Raw genomic sequence first — 16,919 nt, 5'->3', positions numbered from 1 at the left:
CGTTGACCGGTGCGGTCGCGGAGGTTGTGCGTTCTGCCCGAGGAACAAGGCTCATGGTGGTGGGAACAGCATGTCGACGAGGTGGCCGAGCATCACTTCGTCAGCTCGGGTCAGGGGTACGCCGAGTCCCGTGAGCTGCGGGGGCAGTTCGGGTGCGCTCGTGTACTCGTCGACGCCCTCATCAGGGTCGGGAATCGGTGGCAGCGGGATGTCCAGGTCCGGGTGAGGCAGGCGCAGGTGGTGATCGGTGTGCGATTGGAAGAGTTCGCCGACGCTCAGGATCGCGTCCTCCCCGTCCGTCGCGGCCTGCGTACCCGTTCTATCCGATGTGGACCCGACGAGTTGCAATGACAACGGCAGTCCCGCATCGTCGAAGCCCATCGGCACGGCCAGTGCCGGGTTTCCGGAGGCGCAGAAGGCAGCGGTCAGATTCCACTCGTCCTGCGGTGTTCCACCTCTGAACACATAGGGCGGCGCGGACGAGGGCCAGGTCGGAAGCGCAAGCACGGCGGCCTCGGCGAGGAGGTCCTCGAGTCGTCCCCGCAGCTGCGCAGCCGAGGACTGTGCGGCTGCGTAGGCCTCGTCCGAGACCAGCGCACCGACGAGGGCGAGCCGACGAAAGGATCGACCGTAGTCTCTCCAGCGCGAGACCAGGCGATCACGGTGGACAACGTACAACTCGCGGAGCATGATCGTCAGCGTCGCTGAGATGAGCTGATCGAGATAGGGCAGATCGATAGGGACAATCTCGAGTCCTACGGTCCTGAGCGTCTCCAGCGCACGATCGAACGCAGCGGCTACCTCGGCGGAGATCCGGGGCGAGTCGACGACCTGCCGCGGAACGAGGACCCGCGGTGTCTGACCGCCTCGTGAGGAGCCGACGGATTGGCTGAGCATCACTTCGAGGAGCAGACGGCAGTCCCTGGCGCTTCTGGCCATGGGGCCGACGATGTCGAGGCTCGGCGCGGCCGGCATGATGCCGTCCATCGGCAGCGAACCGGAGGCCGGTCGCAGTCCCGTGACGCCGCAGTAGGCGGCGGGGATCCGACAGCTTCCGGAGGTGTCGGTGCCGAGGCCGGCGGAGATGATTCCGAGGCTGATCGCGATCGCCGTTCCGCAGCTCGAGCCCCCGGGCCAGCGCGTCGGGTCCCAGGGGTTGCGGGGAATCGGAAACCCGAGCGCAGGATCAGGGCGACCGGCAGCGTGTTCGACCATCGTCGTTGTGTACGCGATGACTCCCCCGGCCCGTCTTAGGCGGGCGACGACCTCTGACTCCCTGCCCTGGTGGAAGCCCGGATCGAAGACGCGGCTCTGTGAAGTCGGGACCGCCTCGGCGACGGCGATGTTCGCCTTGATTCCCAGCGGAAGTCCGGCGAGCACGCCCCCGGCTGTCTCAGTGCTGCGGCATGCCGTCGCCGCGGAGTCGTCGAAGCGCTCGAGGATCGCACCGATGCGGTCATTCACCTCATCGGCAACGGTGAACGAGGCAGCGAGATGTGCCTCGGCCGTTTCGGTCCCGGACCTGATCTGCGCGATCTGCGCCGTCAGGTCCAGGGCCATGGCGGGTGTCTGCGTGGTCATTGTGCCAGCCGTGGCCGGACAGGTGCCGAATCGAACCATGCTGCGGTGTCCTTGACCACTGCCCCACCCTGCACGACGACCTTGACGTTGTCCGGAGTCGCCAGCGGAGTGATGTCCTCGAGCGGGTCGAAGTCGATGACTATGAAGTCCGCGAGCTTGCCCTCTTCGAGGGTTCCCAGGTCGGAGTCGAGGCGGAGCAGTTCGGCGGCGTTCTTCGTTCCGGCGACGATCGACTGCATCGGCGTCAGGCCGAGCTCGACCGCGTGGACGGGTTCGCGGAGGTTCTCACCGTGCGGGCAGACGCCCGAATCGGTGCCGAGTGCGACCTTGACTCCGGCTGCCAGTGCGGCGGCGACGCGCTCGCGGGCGATTGCCGACCACTTCACCTTCTTCTCATACAGGTAGCCGGGAACCGCTGCCGGGTCGGGCACACGCAGGGCGCTGCTGAGGGTCGGGACGAGGAAGGTTCCGTGCTCGAGCATGAGGTCGATGCCCTCATCGTCGATTCCGTAGCCGTGTTCGACAGACCTCACACCGCCGCGGATGGCGGCTTTGATGCCTTCGGCACCTTGGGCATGTGCAGCGACGGGCTGTCCGGCTCGCTTCGCTGTCTCGGCGACGATGAGTCGCACGTGTTCTTCGGGGACGCCGATGTCATCGGGGGTGTCCGACGGGCTGGATACGCCTCCTGTCGTGCAGACCTTGATGACGTCGGCTCCGCTCCGGACCAGGAGGCGAATCGTCCGCCGCACATCGTCGTCGTGTCGATGATCGGGTCGACCGGCATGTGCATCGGCACCGCACGCCCGTTGGGCATCGTGAAGTCTGTGTGTCCCCCGGTCGGCGACAGTGGTACGAGGGCTAGATGGGTGCGCGGACCCTGGATGAGTCCGGCCGCGATCGCATCGCGGTAGCCGCGGTCGAGTCCGCCGAGGTCGCGGGCCGTGGTCACTCCGGCCATGAGCGTCTTCCGGGCATTGAGCGCTGCTCTGAAAGTTCGTTCTGACTCGAAGCGGCCCGCGTCGGCAGGCTGATCCTCGATCGACATTCCGAAGTGGACGTGGGCGTCGATGAACCCGGGCAGGATCGTCTTTCCGCTCAGATCGACGAGCGTGGCACCGGCGGGTGCGGTCTCACGTGCCGGTCCTGAATAGACCACCCGCCCGTCCCTGACCTCGATCTCGGCAGCGGCGACCGGGGCTTCCCCAGTGCCGTCGATGAGAGTGGCCCCCCGCAGCAGCAGGTGGTCGGCGCCGGGGATGGTAGACGGGAGCTGGGCAGTGGACATGGTGTTCCTTTCGGTGGTGGGGCGCTCGTTAGCGATGAGCGCTGGTCTGATCGGTCGGCTGACGATGCGGTCTGGCTACTTTCACACGCTTTGTGACGTCTGGTCGGCTGCTGTGGTAACTGGGGCCGAGGTCGGCACGGCCGGCTTCTTCTCAGGTCGGATGAGGGCGAGGAGCACTGGGCAGAGGCCCGTAGCAGCTGCACAGATCACCCAGATGGAGATGTAGCCTTCCACTCCGGAGGCCCCGGCTTCGGGGATGACGAACAGTCCGAGGATGAGAGCGAAGACAGCTCCGGCCAGGGCTCCCCCGAGTGTCTTGACGGAGTTGTACACACCGGTGGCGATTCCCGTCTCGTCGGCGGGAGAAGCCTCGGTGGTCGCGGCGGGGAGGCCGCCGAGGAGCAGTCCGGACCCGAAGCCGGCGAGGGCGATGCCGACGATGACCAGCGGCAACGAAGCATGGCCGACGATGAGGAGCAGCTGGGAGATCGCAATCGTCCCCGAGCCGAGGATGAGAACGCCCTTGAGCGAGATGCCTTTCGCAATGTAGGCGTAGACAGCGGCGCCGATGGCGGCGAGGAGCATGTTCGTCCCATTGGTCAGGGAGATCGTTCCGGCGCTGAGTCCGAACCCGTATCCGACCAGTTCCGGTCGGCCTGCGAGAAAGGTCGTCGTGATGCTCTGGGTTCCGAAGAGGACCATTCCGAAGAGGAACGAGGTGACGTACACCGGCCAGAGGCGGTTCGAGGTGAGCACACGCAGATTGAGTGCGGGAGAGCCGGTGCGCAGCTCCCACCAGACGAAGACCCCGATGAGGACGATCGCAGCAGCGATGAGTGCGGCACCGAGGCCCACCTGTGAGGTCACGACCTTGATTCCGGCAAGGAGTGCCAGCATGAACAGCGCAAGCAGGATGAAGCCGAGCCAGTCGATGACCGGTGAGGTGCGCGCGGTCGACTCAGGGACGAGCGTGTAGACGAAGACGGCCGAGATGGCGACCATGACAACCGGGACCATCAGCTGAGCAGCCATCGACGGCAGCAGGGAGGAGGACAACCCGGCGGCAAGCGATCCGATCAGAGCGCCGATCGTCAGGGCGGAGATGAGCATGCCGATCGCACGACGTGCGGTCTCGCCTTGGATCTGGTTGTGGACGATGGCCAATTCCAGAGGCAGCCAGACAGCGATAGGTCCGGTCAGGACACGACCCAGCAGGACCAAAGGATAGCTGGGGGCCAAAGCGACGAGCACGGTGCCGATGAGGACGGTGACGATGCCGATGCGCAGAATGCGGCGGTGGCCGAAGATGTCCCCGAGCTTGGACAGGATCGGGACGCAGACTCCCGCGGCGAGGGTCTGCACGGTGATGAACCAGGCGATGGACGCATCGGAGACGCCGAGGTGGTCGCGCACTGCGTCGAGCAGCGGCAGGTAGTACCCCTGGAGGAATCCGCTGGAGAATTCGACGAAGACGAGGAATCCGACGACGGCGAGGATTCGCTTGTTCGACCTTCCGGCCAGCCCTGACTCGGTGACGGTCATTGTGGTCCTTTCGCGGTGCTTCGGTTTGGCGCGGCAACTGCTTGGTCGTCGCGAAGGGGTGTGGTCAGCGGGGCTCCGGTACTCGCCCGATGAGCGAACGGACGAGGCTGCGGTAGGTGCCCCTGAGCTCTTCGTCGTCATGAGCCTTCAGGTCCGGCTTGAGCGTGATGCGGAAGAGGGTGAAGCCGGCGAGAGTGTCGATGATGACGTCCTGATCCACCTCGTCGCTCAACTGACCGCGCTCGACCGCCCTGGAGAGGATTTCGCGTCCCATGGCGTGGCGAACCTTCATGAAGGAATCGGAGATTATCGGGATGACGTCCATGTTGAACATCGCCAACAGCAGCCCATTGTTCTTTGCCTCATCCTTCGACCGGCGGAAGTTTTCGAGATTCTGCCACGCATGTTCGACGAGGTCTTCGACGACGTCACCGGTGTCCGGCATATCGCCGAGCTTGAGTCCGTCGACGATGGCGGCCGCAACGAGCTGAGGTTTGGTCGGCCACCTTCTGTAGATCGTCGTCTTGCCGCATCCCACGGCCGAAGCGATCTTCTCGATGTTGAGATTTACGAATCCGGAGTCTTCGAGCTGCGAGCGAACGGCTGCGAGAACACTTCGGGTCAGGTCGTCGTCGAGGGGCCTACCCTTTGTTGTGATCTCAGTCATATTCAGAGCATTACATACGTCACAACAATTCCGCAACACAACGTTTCGTTTCGGAATGAAGCCAAAGAGCCGACCCTCGAAGTCGGACGGTTTCGGGCATGAGAAAAGCTCCCCACCATGGCCATTTGGTCCGGTGGGGAGCTTTTGAAGTAGCGGGAGGGGGACTCGATCCCCCGACCTCGCGATTCCAATCTGGTCGAAACCAGAGCGGACATGAAAGACCATGAAAGCATATGAAATGACCGTGTGCCCAGGAACGATGCACGAGAAAAGCACGAATCCCCCGACAATGCGAGTCTCGCCGACTTCCACCCAATGCGCATCGTAAGCGCATCACTTCCCCGGCCACCACACATCAACCGGCGGCAACCACGCACCCACCGTTTGCAGGCGACGGTCATGGAGCTCAACGAAGATCGCACCATCGAACCCGAGGCGCGACGCCGTGCCGTCGAGCCACACTTCACCGTCACGCTCGAACACGACACGAGCACGCACCGACATCGGCGGGCGGTCCCGGTAGGAACCGCGGGCGCCGGCGTCGTTGCGGATCTTCTGCCAGTACCGCCAAGTGGCTGTGCCGTAGTCCTCATATTCGATCATGTGTTCTATTGTGCATCCGCCGTGCTTCGCCCACAGCCAAACGCCGAACCGGACACGGATGGACGCGACCTGAGCTAGCACAGACTTCGCTCGGAAAGCATCGGCGCCAGCAGTACGCGTCAGGGTTTTGTTGTACCCGTGCCGCGGACTTGGATATAGTCAAACTCGAGAACTTTCGCCGAACCACCTGGAATCTCAGGAAGAAGGGAATGGTGGCCTTCGTGGCCTGCTTCTAGTCCTACTGCCCTAGAATCACCCGAACTCCGCTTTCACAGCCAGTCGGGTGATAGGTGACTTGTGCCTAAGCACAGTCGACCTAGCTTCTACCCATTCCCTGTTGCCGTAGCTGATAGCCAAGCTAACCATTCTCAGTTAGCCACTCGCGTTCACCGGTCATGCTTGGTGCGAACAAAGTCCACCAGCACCCCCAAAGAGCTGCCCGCAAGATTGCGCGAAGGCTAAACTGCACCGGCTTCACGGCTTTTCAACTTCAGGCAACTACTGAAATCAGAGAAAGCCAGTCATGCAGCAACTCAATGCCACTCAGATTAAGAAGTCCTTTATCAACACCTCTCGCCGCGAAGTGGAAAAGATCACACTGCCGCCCAATCTCGCTGAGATCGAGTGGGCGGAACTCGAATACTTTGGTTGGGCTGATGCGAAAATTCCTCAACGGGCCTATATCGTCTCCCCGTGGACGACGTCCCACGCGGACTGATGCTCAGGGCAGTGCCCATGGCAAAGTCGCAAGCGATGTGCAGTTGGTGTGAGGACTTGCACGAGACCACCGGCGTACGGATGTTCACAGCGAAGAAGGCCGGGCCGTCGGGACGAAACGGCAATTCGCTCGGGACGCTCATACACGGCAATTTCGAGTGTTCCGAGATCGTCAGGAATCCTCCTCGCGCAGTCGAAGGTCACAATGACTTCGAAGCCAATGTGTCAATGCGCGTCGAGAAACTAAACGAGCGTGCCACCAGCTTCGTCAAGAGAGTGCTAGGCGAAAAATAGTCGCCACTTGGGCCTGTCGGGCAACGACGATCCCGCCATGAAACAACGTAGGCTCCCGCCGTAACCACGGAGGGGGCCTACGTTGCATCCGCTACCCTATTGCCATGCCCTCAACGACGAGCCCAGCATCAGTCCCCTGCTATTTTCATATCCGTCAGGCCGGGCATAAGCACTTAACCAGGCGTCCACGCCTGCCAGCGAACCGGGATCTGCTGCATCTGTACACGGCCCCGCCGAAGATCCGCACCCTTGACGAGGCTGCGTCCTGGACGGCGGCTTTCGCATCCTGGGAAGCCGAATGGGAATCGTTCCTCAAACACCGCACGTATGCGAAGTCTGGGGCACCCCGACCGGCGCATGTGCGGCCGTGGCAGAAGTGGTGGTACACCCATATCCGTACCCGGCGGGCATGGAAGCTCCTGTCTGAACTCATCACAGACAAGCACTTGTTCACGTGGCTGGAACTCGCCGACACAGGGTTAGTGGTAGCGCGGGCGACGAGCGCGTTAGAAGGAGGCCCGAACAAGGCGATCAAGGACTTCCTCCGTGCTCACCGTGGACTATCGATCGATCATGCCCGTCGTGGGGTCGATTGGCTGCTGTACCTGCGGACCGAAGCACCGAAGGATCCGTGGACCTTTGTCACAGCCGACGCCTGGACAGTCGACCGACAACGACCAGTCGGGACAAGCCCGAGACCGGCAGGGAAGAGACGAACCGGCTATATGGGACCGGGTTCAGTGTCGAGGACGGTAACGGCATTCGGAAAGGCTGGGGTGGCCGGTCACGGTGAGAACAACGGGCAGGACACGCCGCTGCTATACACACATTTTGATCATTAACCCCGCATAGGCGTCGGGAATCGGGAAGAAAAATAGCCCCTCACCGGGACTCAATCCCTGGTGAGGGGCTTGTCGGTAGCGGGAGGGGGACTCGATCCCCCGACCTCACGATTATGAGTCGTGCGCTCTAACCAGCTGAGCTACCCCGCCCCAGCGCCGCATTTGAGGCGGCACGAGAGCCCCGAAAGGGAATCGAACCCTTGACCTTCTCCTTACCATGGAGATGCTCTGCCGACTGAGCTATCGGGGCAACAGGTAAGAATCTACACGGGTTTGCGCGGCCGGGGCAAATCGGGATTCGGTGACGTCGCTCACAAGAGTTCGTCTCCGGCTCGCGCTCAAACTGTCGGGCCCCACGATCACCGCTCCCACCAGCGAAGGCGACTACTTCACAGGGTCGAATCTCCCGGCTAGGAAGCCCTGCAGACGGCCGGGATGATTGGTGATGATCCCGTCGACCTCGGCGGTGAGGAGCTCCCGCCACTCGTTCATCTCGTCAGCAGTCCAGACGAAGACGCCGAGGTCGTTGTCCATGATCTCGGTGACCACCGATCTGCGCATCGTGAATCCCTTGTACGAAGGATTGATCGCCACCGCTCCGAGTTCGCGAGCGATCTCGATGTCCTCGGGCTTGGGAACCATGCGCAGCAGGAAGCGAGCCGCCATCGGCAGCATATCCCGACAGGTCTCAAGCGTTTCGATATTGAACGATTGGACGATCATGCGGTCGGCGATGCCGGTCTCGACGACGAGTTCGGCGATCCGCGCCACCGCACCGGAGGACCACTCCCCCTTGAGTTCGAGCAGGAGTTCGCCGCCTCGGTGCTGGATGTCGCGCATCACGGCGGCCAAGGTGGGGATCCGCACTCCGTGGAATCCGGGGCCCATCCATGATCCCGCGTCGACGAACGACAGCTCCTCGGCGGTCAGGCCGGCCACGGGGCCCTTGCGGTTGGTGGTCCGGTCCAGATCCGCATCGTGCAGGATCACGGGAACCCCGTCGGCGCTCGTCGAGGTATCGACCTCGATGAGGTCGACGCCGAGGGCTCGCGCGGCATCGACCGCGGCCAAACTGTTCTCGGGCACGACCGCCGAATACCCTCGGTGCGCGATCACCAGCGGCCGGCGCCCCGCGCCGGGACGTTCAACGATGCCTCGTTCGTGGAGGAACTGCAGAAAACTCATGCCTTCAGCCTATGCCCTGCCCTCGATGACCGTCGCCCCGCCGCAACGGTCGGGTCCCGGCTATCAGGAAATCTCGCCGAAACCTCCGAGCGCGGCCCGCGACGTAGTATCTTGTGAGCTGGTTCACTCAATGACTGTAAGGATCGTCCATGGAAGCCATCTTCGCTGCCGCAATCGTCCTCGCCTTCATCGCTCTCGGCGAGCTGGTCTCGATCTGGTCGAAAGCGCGGATCCCCAGTCTGTTGGTCGCGATGCTCGGCATCTTCGTCTTCGCCAAGATCGGCATCGTTCCGGAGTCGATCGTCGACGATTCGATGCTCGTGCAGATCTACACGATCCTCGTCGCTCCGCTGCTGTTCCATATGGGCACGCTCATCCCGCTGCGGGTGATGGCCAAGCAGTGGCGTTCGGTGATCATCGCCGTCTCGGGCATGCTCGTCGCCGTCCTCCTCATCCTCGCAGTCGTCGCCCCGATCTTCGGCTTCGACACATTCGTCGCCGGTTCCGGACCGCTGGCCGGCGGCATCGTCGCCACCAGCCTGACGACCGAGGGGCTCACGGCTCAGGGGGCCGCCTCGGCGATCATCGTCCTCCCCGCGCTCGTGCTCATGCTCCAATCCCTGCCGTCGATGCCGCTGACGAACTTCCTGCTCCGCCGCTATGCGACGAAGCTGCGCGACAGCGGCGAACTCCACGAGCTCGCCGCCGCCCATCACGAGGAGGAAGAGGAGGCCGCGCAGAAGAAGAAGCTCGTGACCCTGCCGTCCTTCCTCGTCGACAATCAGCTGTTCATGCTCTTCCTCATCCTCGTCGGCGGATCGATCGCAACGCTGCTGGCCGTGCCCACGCACATCCCGTCCTCGATCCTCGCCCTCCTGCTCGGCATCGCCGCGGCCGCGATCGGCCTCTCACCGGACAAAGCCATGGAGCGGTCGAACTCCTTCGGCGTCGCCATGGCCGGCGTCATCGCGATCGTCATGGCCCCGCTGGTCTCCGCGTCCGTGCGGGACGTCATCAACGCGTTCCTGCCGACGATCACCATCCTCGTCGTCGGCGGTGCCGGCATCGTCATCGGCGGCTTCGTCGCTACGAAGCTGCTGCGCTGGAAGGCCCCGCTGGGAATGTCGGTGGCGCTGACAGCGATGTACGGCTTCCCGGCCGACTATCTGCTCACCAATGAGGTCGCCCGGTCCATCGCCCGCGACGACGATGAGAAAGAAGCGCTGCTCAATGTCATGCTTCCGCCCATGCTCGTCGGAGGCTTCACCTCGGTGTCGGCCGGCTCCGTCGTCATCGCCAGCGTGCTCGTCAGCCTGCTCTGACCACTCTGCCGACTGCCAGGGGCCCTCGCCCCGACGACGCTGACTTCCCACCGGAAAGGCCACCATGCACGATCTGCTCGCCGATGGCCGGGCTCTGCTCCCGGCGCTGCAGGAGCTGCGACGTTCCCTGCACACGTTCCCAGAGGTCGGTCTCGACCTGCCCCGCACGCAGGCGGCGGTCCTCGACGCCCTGTCTGGGCTCGATCTCGAGGTGACCACGGGTGTGGGCACCACCTCGGTGGTGGCCGTCCTGCGCGGATCGCACCCGAACAGGCCGGCCGCCGCTCCAGCGGTGCTGCTGCGCGGAGACATGGACGCTCTCCCGGTGACCGAGGAGACGGATGAGCCGTTCGCCTCGACGAACGGACATATGCACGCCTGCGGGCACGACCTGCATACGGCTGGTCTCGTCGGAGCCGCGCGACTGCTCCACGCGCATCGCGACCGGCTGGCCGGGGACGTCGTCTTCATGTTCCAGCCCGGAGAGGAAGGCTGCAACGGAGCATCGCTGATGATCGACGAAGGTGTGCTCGACGCCTCCGGCACGAGGGCGATCGCCGCGTTCGGAGCGCATGTGTTCCCGGGCCCGCGCGGCGTGGCCGCCACCCGGCCGGGAACTCTGCAGGCGGGGTCGAACACCCTGCGGGTAACCATTCACGGTCGCGGCGGTCACGGTTCCCAACCGCAGACCGCGGTCGATCCGGTGCCGGCCCTGGCCGAACTCGTCACGGCGTTGCAGAACATGGTCAGCCGCCGCATCGACGTCTTCGACCCGATCGCGATGTCCGTGACCCAGCTGCACGCCTCGGACGCGATCAACGTCATCCCCGCCTCGGCGACCATGGGCGCGACCGTGCGTACGCTGTCCGACGAATCACTCGACATCGTCCGCACCCGGTCGAAGCAGCTGGCCGATGGCATCGCCGCGGCCCACGGATGCACCGCGGAGGTCGACTTCGCCGTCCAGTATCCGGTCACGGTCAACGACGCCGACGAGACCGCATGGGCGATGGACGAACTCCGCGGCTTCCTCGGCGAGGACCGGGTGCAGCTCCTCGAGCAGCCGATCATGCCGAGCGAGGACTTCTCGTTCGTCCTCCGCGAAGTCCCGGGCACGTACCTCATGTTCGGGGCCGAACGCACGGACGTTCCCGCGGAACGACAGGGAAACAACCACTCCCCCTTCGTCATCTTCGACGATTCGGTGCTCGGCGATCAGGCGGCGCTCCTGGCCCACCTGGCGGTCGAACGCCTGGCGAAGGAGACGCACACGGACTAGCCGCAAGCGTGCGGTGCGGCGTCACGCGGTGCGGCGTCACGCGGTGCGACGTGCGCGGCGGACTTCAGTTGGTGTGGCGGCCGATGCCCGATCCCGCATCAGCGACGGAAACGATTCCACCATCGCCGAGGTGAGCCCACCGACTCCGGATCGGCGGGCTGATCTTCCGGTTCCGCCTCGGGATCCCCCGGTTCCGCCTCGGTGACGGAGTCGTTCTTCTTCGCATTCCGACGCCGCCGCCATGCGGCGACCTCCTTCTCCACGTCGCGGGGCGGAGTGAACACGGGCGGGCCCTCGCGCAGATCCATCACGGCTTCCCGCACCCGGGCATTGAAGCCGGCGAGGTAGTCGCGGACGTCAGATTCTTCGGTGAAGGCGTCGACGGTGTCCTCGAGGACGGCGTTCTCCTTGCGCAGCTGGAAGGCGGCCGGAGCGACACCGTTGATGCCCTCGGAATCCATCTTCTGCTTGATCCACCAGTCGGGATCGGATGAGCCGTGCAGACCGGTCAGCGGTTTGCCGAGGCCCGGCAGATCGTCGAAGTCCCCGCGCTTGATAGCTCGGTCGAGAGCGGATTCGACGACAGCGTTGCGGTCCTCGAGCGAATTCAAGCGCTGAGGCGATTCTTCGTCACTCGGATCCTCGCTCATCGTCTCGCCTCTCCTCGGGCGGATCCGGGTCGCGACCGACGTCCTGATCCGCGTCATGTCCTCACACGGTAGGCGTCGCGGCACGCGGTCCGCAAGGACTTCAATGCGATCGACCGCTGCCCAAAAATTAGGTCACCATCGGATATTCTCCGGGGCTGGAAAGGTCCGATGCTGACCTAGATTTTTGCGCAGATGTCCGAATGCGACCCATTTTCCCGACGTCGTGCCGCGAGACAACGAAAGCGGCCCCGCGTCTTGTGTTTCCACAAGTCACGGGGCCGCTTCCTTCTGCGTGGCAGATATAGGATTCGAACCTATGAAGGCAATGCCGGCTGATTTACAGTCAGCTCCCTTTGGCCGCTCGGGCAATCTGCCGCAGTCAGCGCTCGATGAGCACCTGAAAAGAATACAAGGCTCGGACCCGAATCTCCAACTCGGTAGACGCAGATCACAGTTCGGGGCCTCGACTAGACTCGGACTCAACAGCCGAGCCCGTTTCCATCGGGCATCAACGATCGCAGACTAAGGAGCATTCATGGCCAGCGAATCCTCATTCGACATCGTCAGCAAGGTCGACCGGCAGGAGGCCGACAACGCGCTCAATCAGGCCGCGAAGGAGATCAACTCCCGCTATGATTTCCGCGGCACCGATGCGTCGATCGCCTGGAGTGGCGAAGCCGTGCAGCTGAAAGCCAACAGCGAGGACCGAGTCAAGGCCATCCTCGACGTGTTCCAGTCGAAGTTGGTCAAGCGCGGAATCTCGTTGAAGTCCCTGGAGGACGGAGAGCCGTACCCCTCCGGCAAGGAGTACCGCATCGATGCGTCCCTCAAGGAGGGCATCGACAAGGACAATGCGAAGAAGATCTCGAAGATCATCCGCGACGAGGGTCCTAAGGGGGTCAAGACCCAGATCCAGGGCGACGAGCTGCGCGTGAGCTCGAAGAAGCGTGACGACCTGCAGGAAGTCATCGCTCTGCTCAAGGGACAGGACCTCGACGTCGACCTGCAGTTCACGAACTACCGCTGATCTCGATCACCCCACGCCGGCCCGGTCCGCGCTCCTGAGCGCGGACCGGGCGGCGTTGTCATCTCCCCTGACGTCCTAGCCCGCAAGAAGCGGGTCAGTGTTCGGGGAGCTCGAGCGGGATGTAGTACAGACCCTTCGAGTCCTCTTCGACACTGGCCCGGAGGCGATCGTCGAGGTGGATGAAATCGTTGACCTTGATGGTGCCCTTCTGGCCGCTGAGGCGACGGATGGCGAAGGCTGGGATGAGACCCTGCCGTCCCGAGCCGTCGACGGCGAGCGCGTATTTCGGGCCGGTCGCGCGGACCCGGACGCGATGCCCGTGTCCTGTTCCCGCAGTTCGTCGAGCTCGACGACGGGTTCCGGGTTCGTCAGCGCGGTGAGCTCGACGGCCAGGGTATCGGCCATGTCATCGACGGTCGCGAGCATGTTCGCCATGGCACGGGCGAACTCGCCGTGCAGCTTGCTCGGCTTCATCGCAGCGCCGGGTTTGTACATGTCCTCATGGGTCAGTTCGCTCCAGGCGTCCTGGAGCCGGGTCTTGACCTGGATCTCGGCGAAGACCGGCGGCCCTTGGTCAGACGGGATGCGCAGGATGACGTGGCAGGCGCGATAGCCGCTGGCCTTCGGCGGGTCCGTATAGTCTTTCCACTCGATGAGTTCGAACGCGCCCAGCTGATCGGGATCGCGCAGCGCGGCGAACATCATCGACTGATCACGCGGTGATTTGCACAGCACCTTGACGCCGACGATGTCGCGGATCTGGTCTTCGACATCCTCGGCGGAGGTGATCGTCAGATCCGGATCGTCGTCGGTCTTCTCCGTCAGCTTCGCCAGGGTCCGTGCCGCGTCCTTGATCCGATGACCGTCGACGTCGAGGCGGGAGATGTCCTTGTCCTTGAGCAGGCCCTTCTGCTGTTCGGTCAGCCAGTGTTTGATCCGCACCGCCGCCGTCTGCCAAGCGTTGAGCCGTTCGGCATAGGCACGTTCGACGATCGTCTTGAGCTGCGATTCGTTTCTCACGCGGTCTCCCCTGCCGGCCTTCAGCGCAATGGTCCACGCTCGCTGGTGCGATCTGCTGCGCGCGGGCGTGACTTGGTGTGCGCTGGCGTAGTCTGGACGTCTCCGACTCTACGCGGTGGAAGCATCAGACGCCGGCAGCGACTCGTCCACCCGTTGCATCGGGAAGAGAAGTCACTGCCGGTGCCTGGTGGCCACCGGAGTGGAGGATATGTCGCGAGGTGTAGGGCACAGCACTGACGGTGCGGGTGCCTCCGCCCCTAGAGGCGCCGCAGTCATGCATGGCGCTCGAACGGCGCGAACTGCTTTGAACTTTTCAGTTGCCTGCGCAGGGCTGGCCGACGGATTCGGCGGTGACGTGTCCGCGCGCCTCGGCGAGCATCGCCTCACGGGTGGCGAGCTTGATCCGCTCACGGCCTTCGACCTCGCCGGCGGCCTTCTCGGCCGATTCGACGCGGTGGTAGCCCTCCCAATCGGCGTAGTCGACGCCCTTGGATTCGAGGAGTTCGACGATGGCCGATTCGTCCGGGTACACCGGATCGGTGAGCACCCCGGCGGCACGGTCGTCGAGGATGTGGCCGATGGTCTCGAGCGCATCGCCCTTCGTGTGGCCGATGAGGCCGACGGGGCCGCGCTTGATCCATCCGGTGGTGTAGACACCCTGAACGACGTCTGCCTCGGCGGCCTGCGACTGATCAGCGGAGTCGACGACGCGTCCTTCGTGGTTCGGGATCACACGCTTGCGATCGTCGAAAGGCAGCTGCGGCAGCTGAGTGCCCGCGTATCCGACGGCACGGTAGACCGCATCGATCTCCCAGTCGTGGAAGCTGCCGGTGCCGTTGACACCGCCGGAGCCGTCGAGTTCCATGCGTTCGGTGCGCAGCCCCGTCACCTGGTCCTCGCCGAGGATGGCGACCGGTGCGTGCAGGAAGTGCAGGTGGAGGCGTCGCTTCGCTCCGGTGGGTTCGCGCATGGTGAAGTCCGTGAGCGTCTTCGCGACCTGTTTGGTCTGGTTGCTCGACTCGATCGCCTGCATCGACCCTTCGTCGAACTCGAAGTCCTCCGGGTAGACGATGAGGTCGACGTCCTTGACGGCGCCGAGCTCACGCAGCTCCAACGGGGTGAACTTCGCCTGGGCGGGTCCGCGGCGACCGAAGATGTGGACGTCGGTGACCTTCGAGGACTTCAGCCCCTCATACACGTGGTCGGGGATCTCCGTGGTGTGCATATCGTCGGCCTGCTTCGCCAGCACACGGGCGACGTCGAGGGCGACATTGCCGTTGCCGATGACGGCGACGCGTTCGGCGTCCAACGGCCAGGACTGCGAGACGTCAGGATGCGAGTCGTACCAGTTGACGAAGTCAGCGGCACCATAGGATCCGGGAAGATCGATGCCGGGCAGATCGAGTGCGGCATCGACGAAGCAGCCGGTGGAGAAGATCACCGCGTCATAGCGGTCGGTGAGCTCTTCGAGGTGGAGGTCGACTCCGTACTCGACGTTGGAGAACAGGCGGATGTCGCCTCGGTCGAGGACCTTGATCAGGGCGTTGATGATGCCCTTGATCCGCGGGTGGTCGGGGGCGACTCCGTAGCGGACGAGTCCGAAGGGAGTCGGCAGACGGTCGAAGAGATCGATGCTCAGATCGAAATCACGCTCCGCCTTCGTCATGAGATCGGCCGCGTAGATCCCAGCAGGACCGGCGCCGACGATGGCCACCCGGAAGGGACGAGTCATTCTCACACCTCTCTTTTCAGTCCCACCGAGTCTATCGTCAATGTAGGTCATCCTTACAATGACGTGACCAAACTCGCATCACCGCCGTTCGACCGGCCAGACGACAGCCCTCCACCTGGCCTCGTCTCACCGCGGCCCGGACGTCTCCCCCGGCTACCCGCCCTCATTAGACTGAAGCTTGTGAGCCAGAACCCTGCCCCCGATGAGAGCGCAATCCGCCGTGCCGGCCTGATCAACGGATTCTCCGCCTACCTGCTGTGGGGTGTGATGCCGTTGCTCTTCGCCGCCGCGGCCCCCACCGGCGCCCTCGAACTCGTCTCCCACCGAGTCATCTGGTCGCTGGGCTTCTGCGCCATCCTCCTCGTCTTCACCGGCGGATTCCTCCGCACCTGGCAGATTCTGCGCTCACCGCGGCTCTTCGGCCTCCTGCTTCTGGCATCCGTACTCATCGCCATCAACTGGACGACATTCATCTACGGGGTCGAAACCAACCAACTCGTCGAGATCTCCCTGGGCTACTACCTCAACCCGCTCATCTCCATCGGACTCGGCGTCATCTTCCTCGGCGAGAAGCTGCGCCCGCTGCAGTGGACCGCCGTGGGCTTCGGCCTGCTCGCCGTCATCATCGTCGGCATCGGCCTCGGCCGCGTCCCCTATCTCGCATTCACCGTTGCCCTGTCGTTCGGACTCTACGGACTGGTGAAGAACAAGGTCGGCAGCCGTGTCGGCGCGCTCGAGGGCATGGCCGTCGAAAGCCTCGTCCTCGCCGTGCCTTCGGCGATCTACCTCATCTTCCTCGGCTCGCTGGGACTGCAGACGTTCACCGGTTTCGGCGGCTGGCACGTCTTCGTCATCATCATCACCGGCCCGGCCACCGCGATCCCGCTCATCCTCTTCAGCGCCGCCGCCCGCCGCATCCCCCTGTCCTGGGTGGGCATGCTCCAATACCTCACCCCGACCATCCAATTCACCCTCGGCGTCACGGTGCTCGGAGAGATGATGTCAACGACCCGCTGGGTCGGCTTCTTCGTCATCTGGATCGCCGTGGTCCTGCTGTGCACGGACATGATCCGCCACAGCCGACGCCGCTCCTGACCCTGCCCCGACCCCGCAGCACCCCTCCATTACTACCTGACGGCGGCTCAGCAACCTCGCGCGAGGTTGCTGGGA

Annotated in this window: 12 protein-coding genes, 3 tRNA genes and 2 pseudogenes; 5 read left to right on the top strand and 12 right to left on the bottom strand. The window is 63.9% G+C overall.

The features are described 5' to 3' along the window. Positions 1–51: 51 nt before the first annotated feature. From AC2W7L_RS16245 to AC2W7L_RS16225, 5 genes and pseudogenes are all read right to left on the bottom strand, one after another. Positions 52–1,581 (bottom strand): amidase, encoded by a 1,530-nt coding sequence (locus tag AC2W7L_RS16245; protein WP_486005273.1) that lies wholly within the window; start codon positions 1,579–1,581, stop codon positions 52–54. After that, positions 1,578–2,378, bottom strand: a pseudogene (locus AC2W7L_RS16240) (amidohydrolase family protein); the annotation flags it as partial. The pseudogene AC2W7L_RS16240 and the gene AC2W7L_RS16245, both read right to left, overlap by 4 nt. 572 nt (positions 2,379–2,950) lie before the next feature. Then, positions 2,951–4,411, bottom strand: a complete 1,461-nt coding sequence (locus AC2W7L_RS16235; protein WP_486005272.1) for an MFS transporter — start codon at positions 4,409–4,411, stop codon at positions 2,951–2,953. Between the two features lie 64 nt (positions 4,412–4,475). Beyond that, positions 4,476–5,078, bottom strand: coding sequence for a TetR-like C-terminal domain-containing protein (locus AC2W7L_RS16230; RefSeq protein WP_486005271.1), 603 nt, complete (start codon positions 5,076–5,078; stop codon positions 4,476–4,478). Between the two features lie 333 nt (positions 5,079–5,411). After that, positions 5,412–5,681 carry a hypothetical protein gene (locus AC2W7L_RS16225; RefSeq protein WP_486005270.1) on the bottom strand — a complete coding sequence of 90 codons (270 nt, stop codon included), beginning with the start codon at positions 5,679–5,681 and terminating at the stop codon, positions 5,412–5,414. A 523-nt stretch (positions 5,682–6,204) separates the two neighbouring features. Here AC2W7L_RS16225 and AC2W7L_RS16220 point away from each other — a divergent pair. Next, positions 6,205–6,692, top strand: a pseudogene (locus AC2W7L_RS16220) (FBP domain-containing protein). 918 nt (positions 6,693–7,610) lie between these two features. Here AC2W7L_RS16220 and AC2W7L_RS16215 read toward each other — a convergent pair. From AC2W7L_RS16215 to AC2W7L_RS16205, 3 genes are all read right to left on the bottom strand, one after another. Continuing rightward, positions 7,611–7,684: transfer RNA gene (locus AC2W7L_RS16215), tRNA-Met, on the bottom strand. Between the two features lie 27 nt (positions 7,685–7,711). Next, positions 7,712–7,784: transfer RNA gene (locus AC2W7L_RS16210), tRNA-Thr, on the bottom strand. Between the two features lie 134 nt (positions 7,785–7,918). Next, positions 7,919–8,719, bottom strand: coding sequence for a glycerophosphodiester phosphodiesterase (locus tag AC2W7L_RS16205; protein ID WP_486005269.1), 801 nt, complete (start codon positions 8,717–8,719; stop codon positions 7,919–7,921). Between the two features lie 149 nt (positions 8,720–8,868). On the opposite strand from AC2W7L_RS16205, the gene AC2W7L_RS16200 reads away from it, so the two are divergent. Both AC2W7L_RS16200 and AC2W7L_RS16195 read left to right on the top strand, forming a co-directional pair. Further along, positions 8,869–10,041, top strand: coding sequence for a hypothetical protein (locus AC2W7L_RS16200; RefSeq protein WP_486005268.1), 1,173 nt, complete (start codon positions 8,869–8,871; stop codon positions 10,039–10,041). A gap of 64 nt (positions 10,042–10,105) precedes the next feature. Then, positions 10,106–11,320 carry a M20 metallopeptidase family protein gene (locus AC2W7L_RS16195; RefSeq protein WP_486005267.1) on the top strand — a complete coding sequence of 405 codons (1,215 nt, stop codon included), beginning with the start codon at positions 10,106–10,108 and terminating at the stop codon, positions 11,318–11,320. Positions 11,321–11,418: 98 nt separating this feature from the next. On the opposite strand, the gene AC2W7L_RS16190 is transcribed toward AC2W7L_RS16195, so the two are convergent. Then, entirely contained in the window at positions 11,419–11,970 is a 552-nt protein-coding gene (locus AC2W7L_RS16190; protein WP_486005266.1) for a DnaJ family domain-containing protein, read from the bottom strand. 293 nt (positions 11,971–12,263) lie between these two features. Further along, positions 12,264–12,345, bottom strand: a tRNA-Tyr gene (locus AC2W7L_RS16185). 160 nt (positions 12,346–12,505) lie between these two features. On the opposite strand from AC2W7L_RS16185, the gene AC2W7L_RS16180 reads away from it, so the two are divergent. Next, entirely contained in the window at positions 12,506–12,997 is a 492-nt protein-coding gene (locus tag AC2W7L_RS16180; RefSeq protein WP_486005265.1) for a YajQ family cyclic di-GMP-binding protein, read from the top strand. A 75-nt stretch (positions 12,998–13,072) separates the two neighbouring features. Here AC2W7L_RS16180 and AC2W7L_RS16175 read toward each other — a convergent pair whose 3' ends face one another. Together AC2W7L_RS16175 and AC2W7L_RS16170 are read right to left on the bottom strand one after the other, a co-directional pair. Continuing rightward, positions 13,073–14,017 (bottom strand): GTP pyrophosphokinase, encoded by a 945-nt coding sequence (locus AC2W7L_RS16175; RefSeq protein WP_486005264.1) that lies wholly within the window; start codon positions 14,015–14,017, stop codon positions 13,073–13,075. Between the two features lie 313 nt (positions 14,018–14,330). Continuing rightward, the gene (locus AC2W7L_RS16170) at positions 14,331–15,749 is read right to left on the bottom strand and encodes an FAD-dependent oxidoreductase (protein ID WP_486005263.1); all 1,419 of its coding nucleotides are present in this window, start codon (positions 15,747–15,749) and stop codon (positions 14,331–14,333) included. A gap of 180 nt (positions 15,750–15,929) precedes the next feature. Here AC2W7L_RS16170 and rarD point away from each other — a divergent pair, with 180 nt between their 5' ends. Next, positions 15,930–16,844 carry an EamA family transporter RarD gene (rarD, locus tag AC2W7L_RS16165; RefSeq protein WP_486005262.1) on the top strand — a complete coding sequence of 305 codons (915 nt, stop codon included), beginning with the start codon at positions 15,930–15,932 and terminating at the stop codon, positions 16,842–16,844. The last annotated feature ends 75 nt before the right edge of the window (positions 16,845–16,919 follow it).

The organism is Brevibacterium sp. LAARM3_SD1, assembly GCF_057364765.1.
Note: the sequence above shows the minus strand (reverse complement) of the source record. Positions and strands in the feature narration are given on the sequence as shown.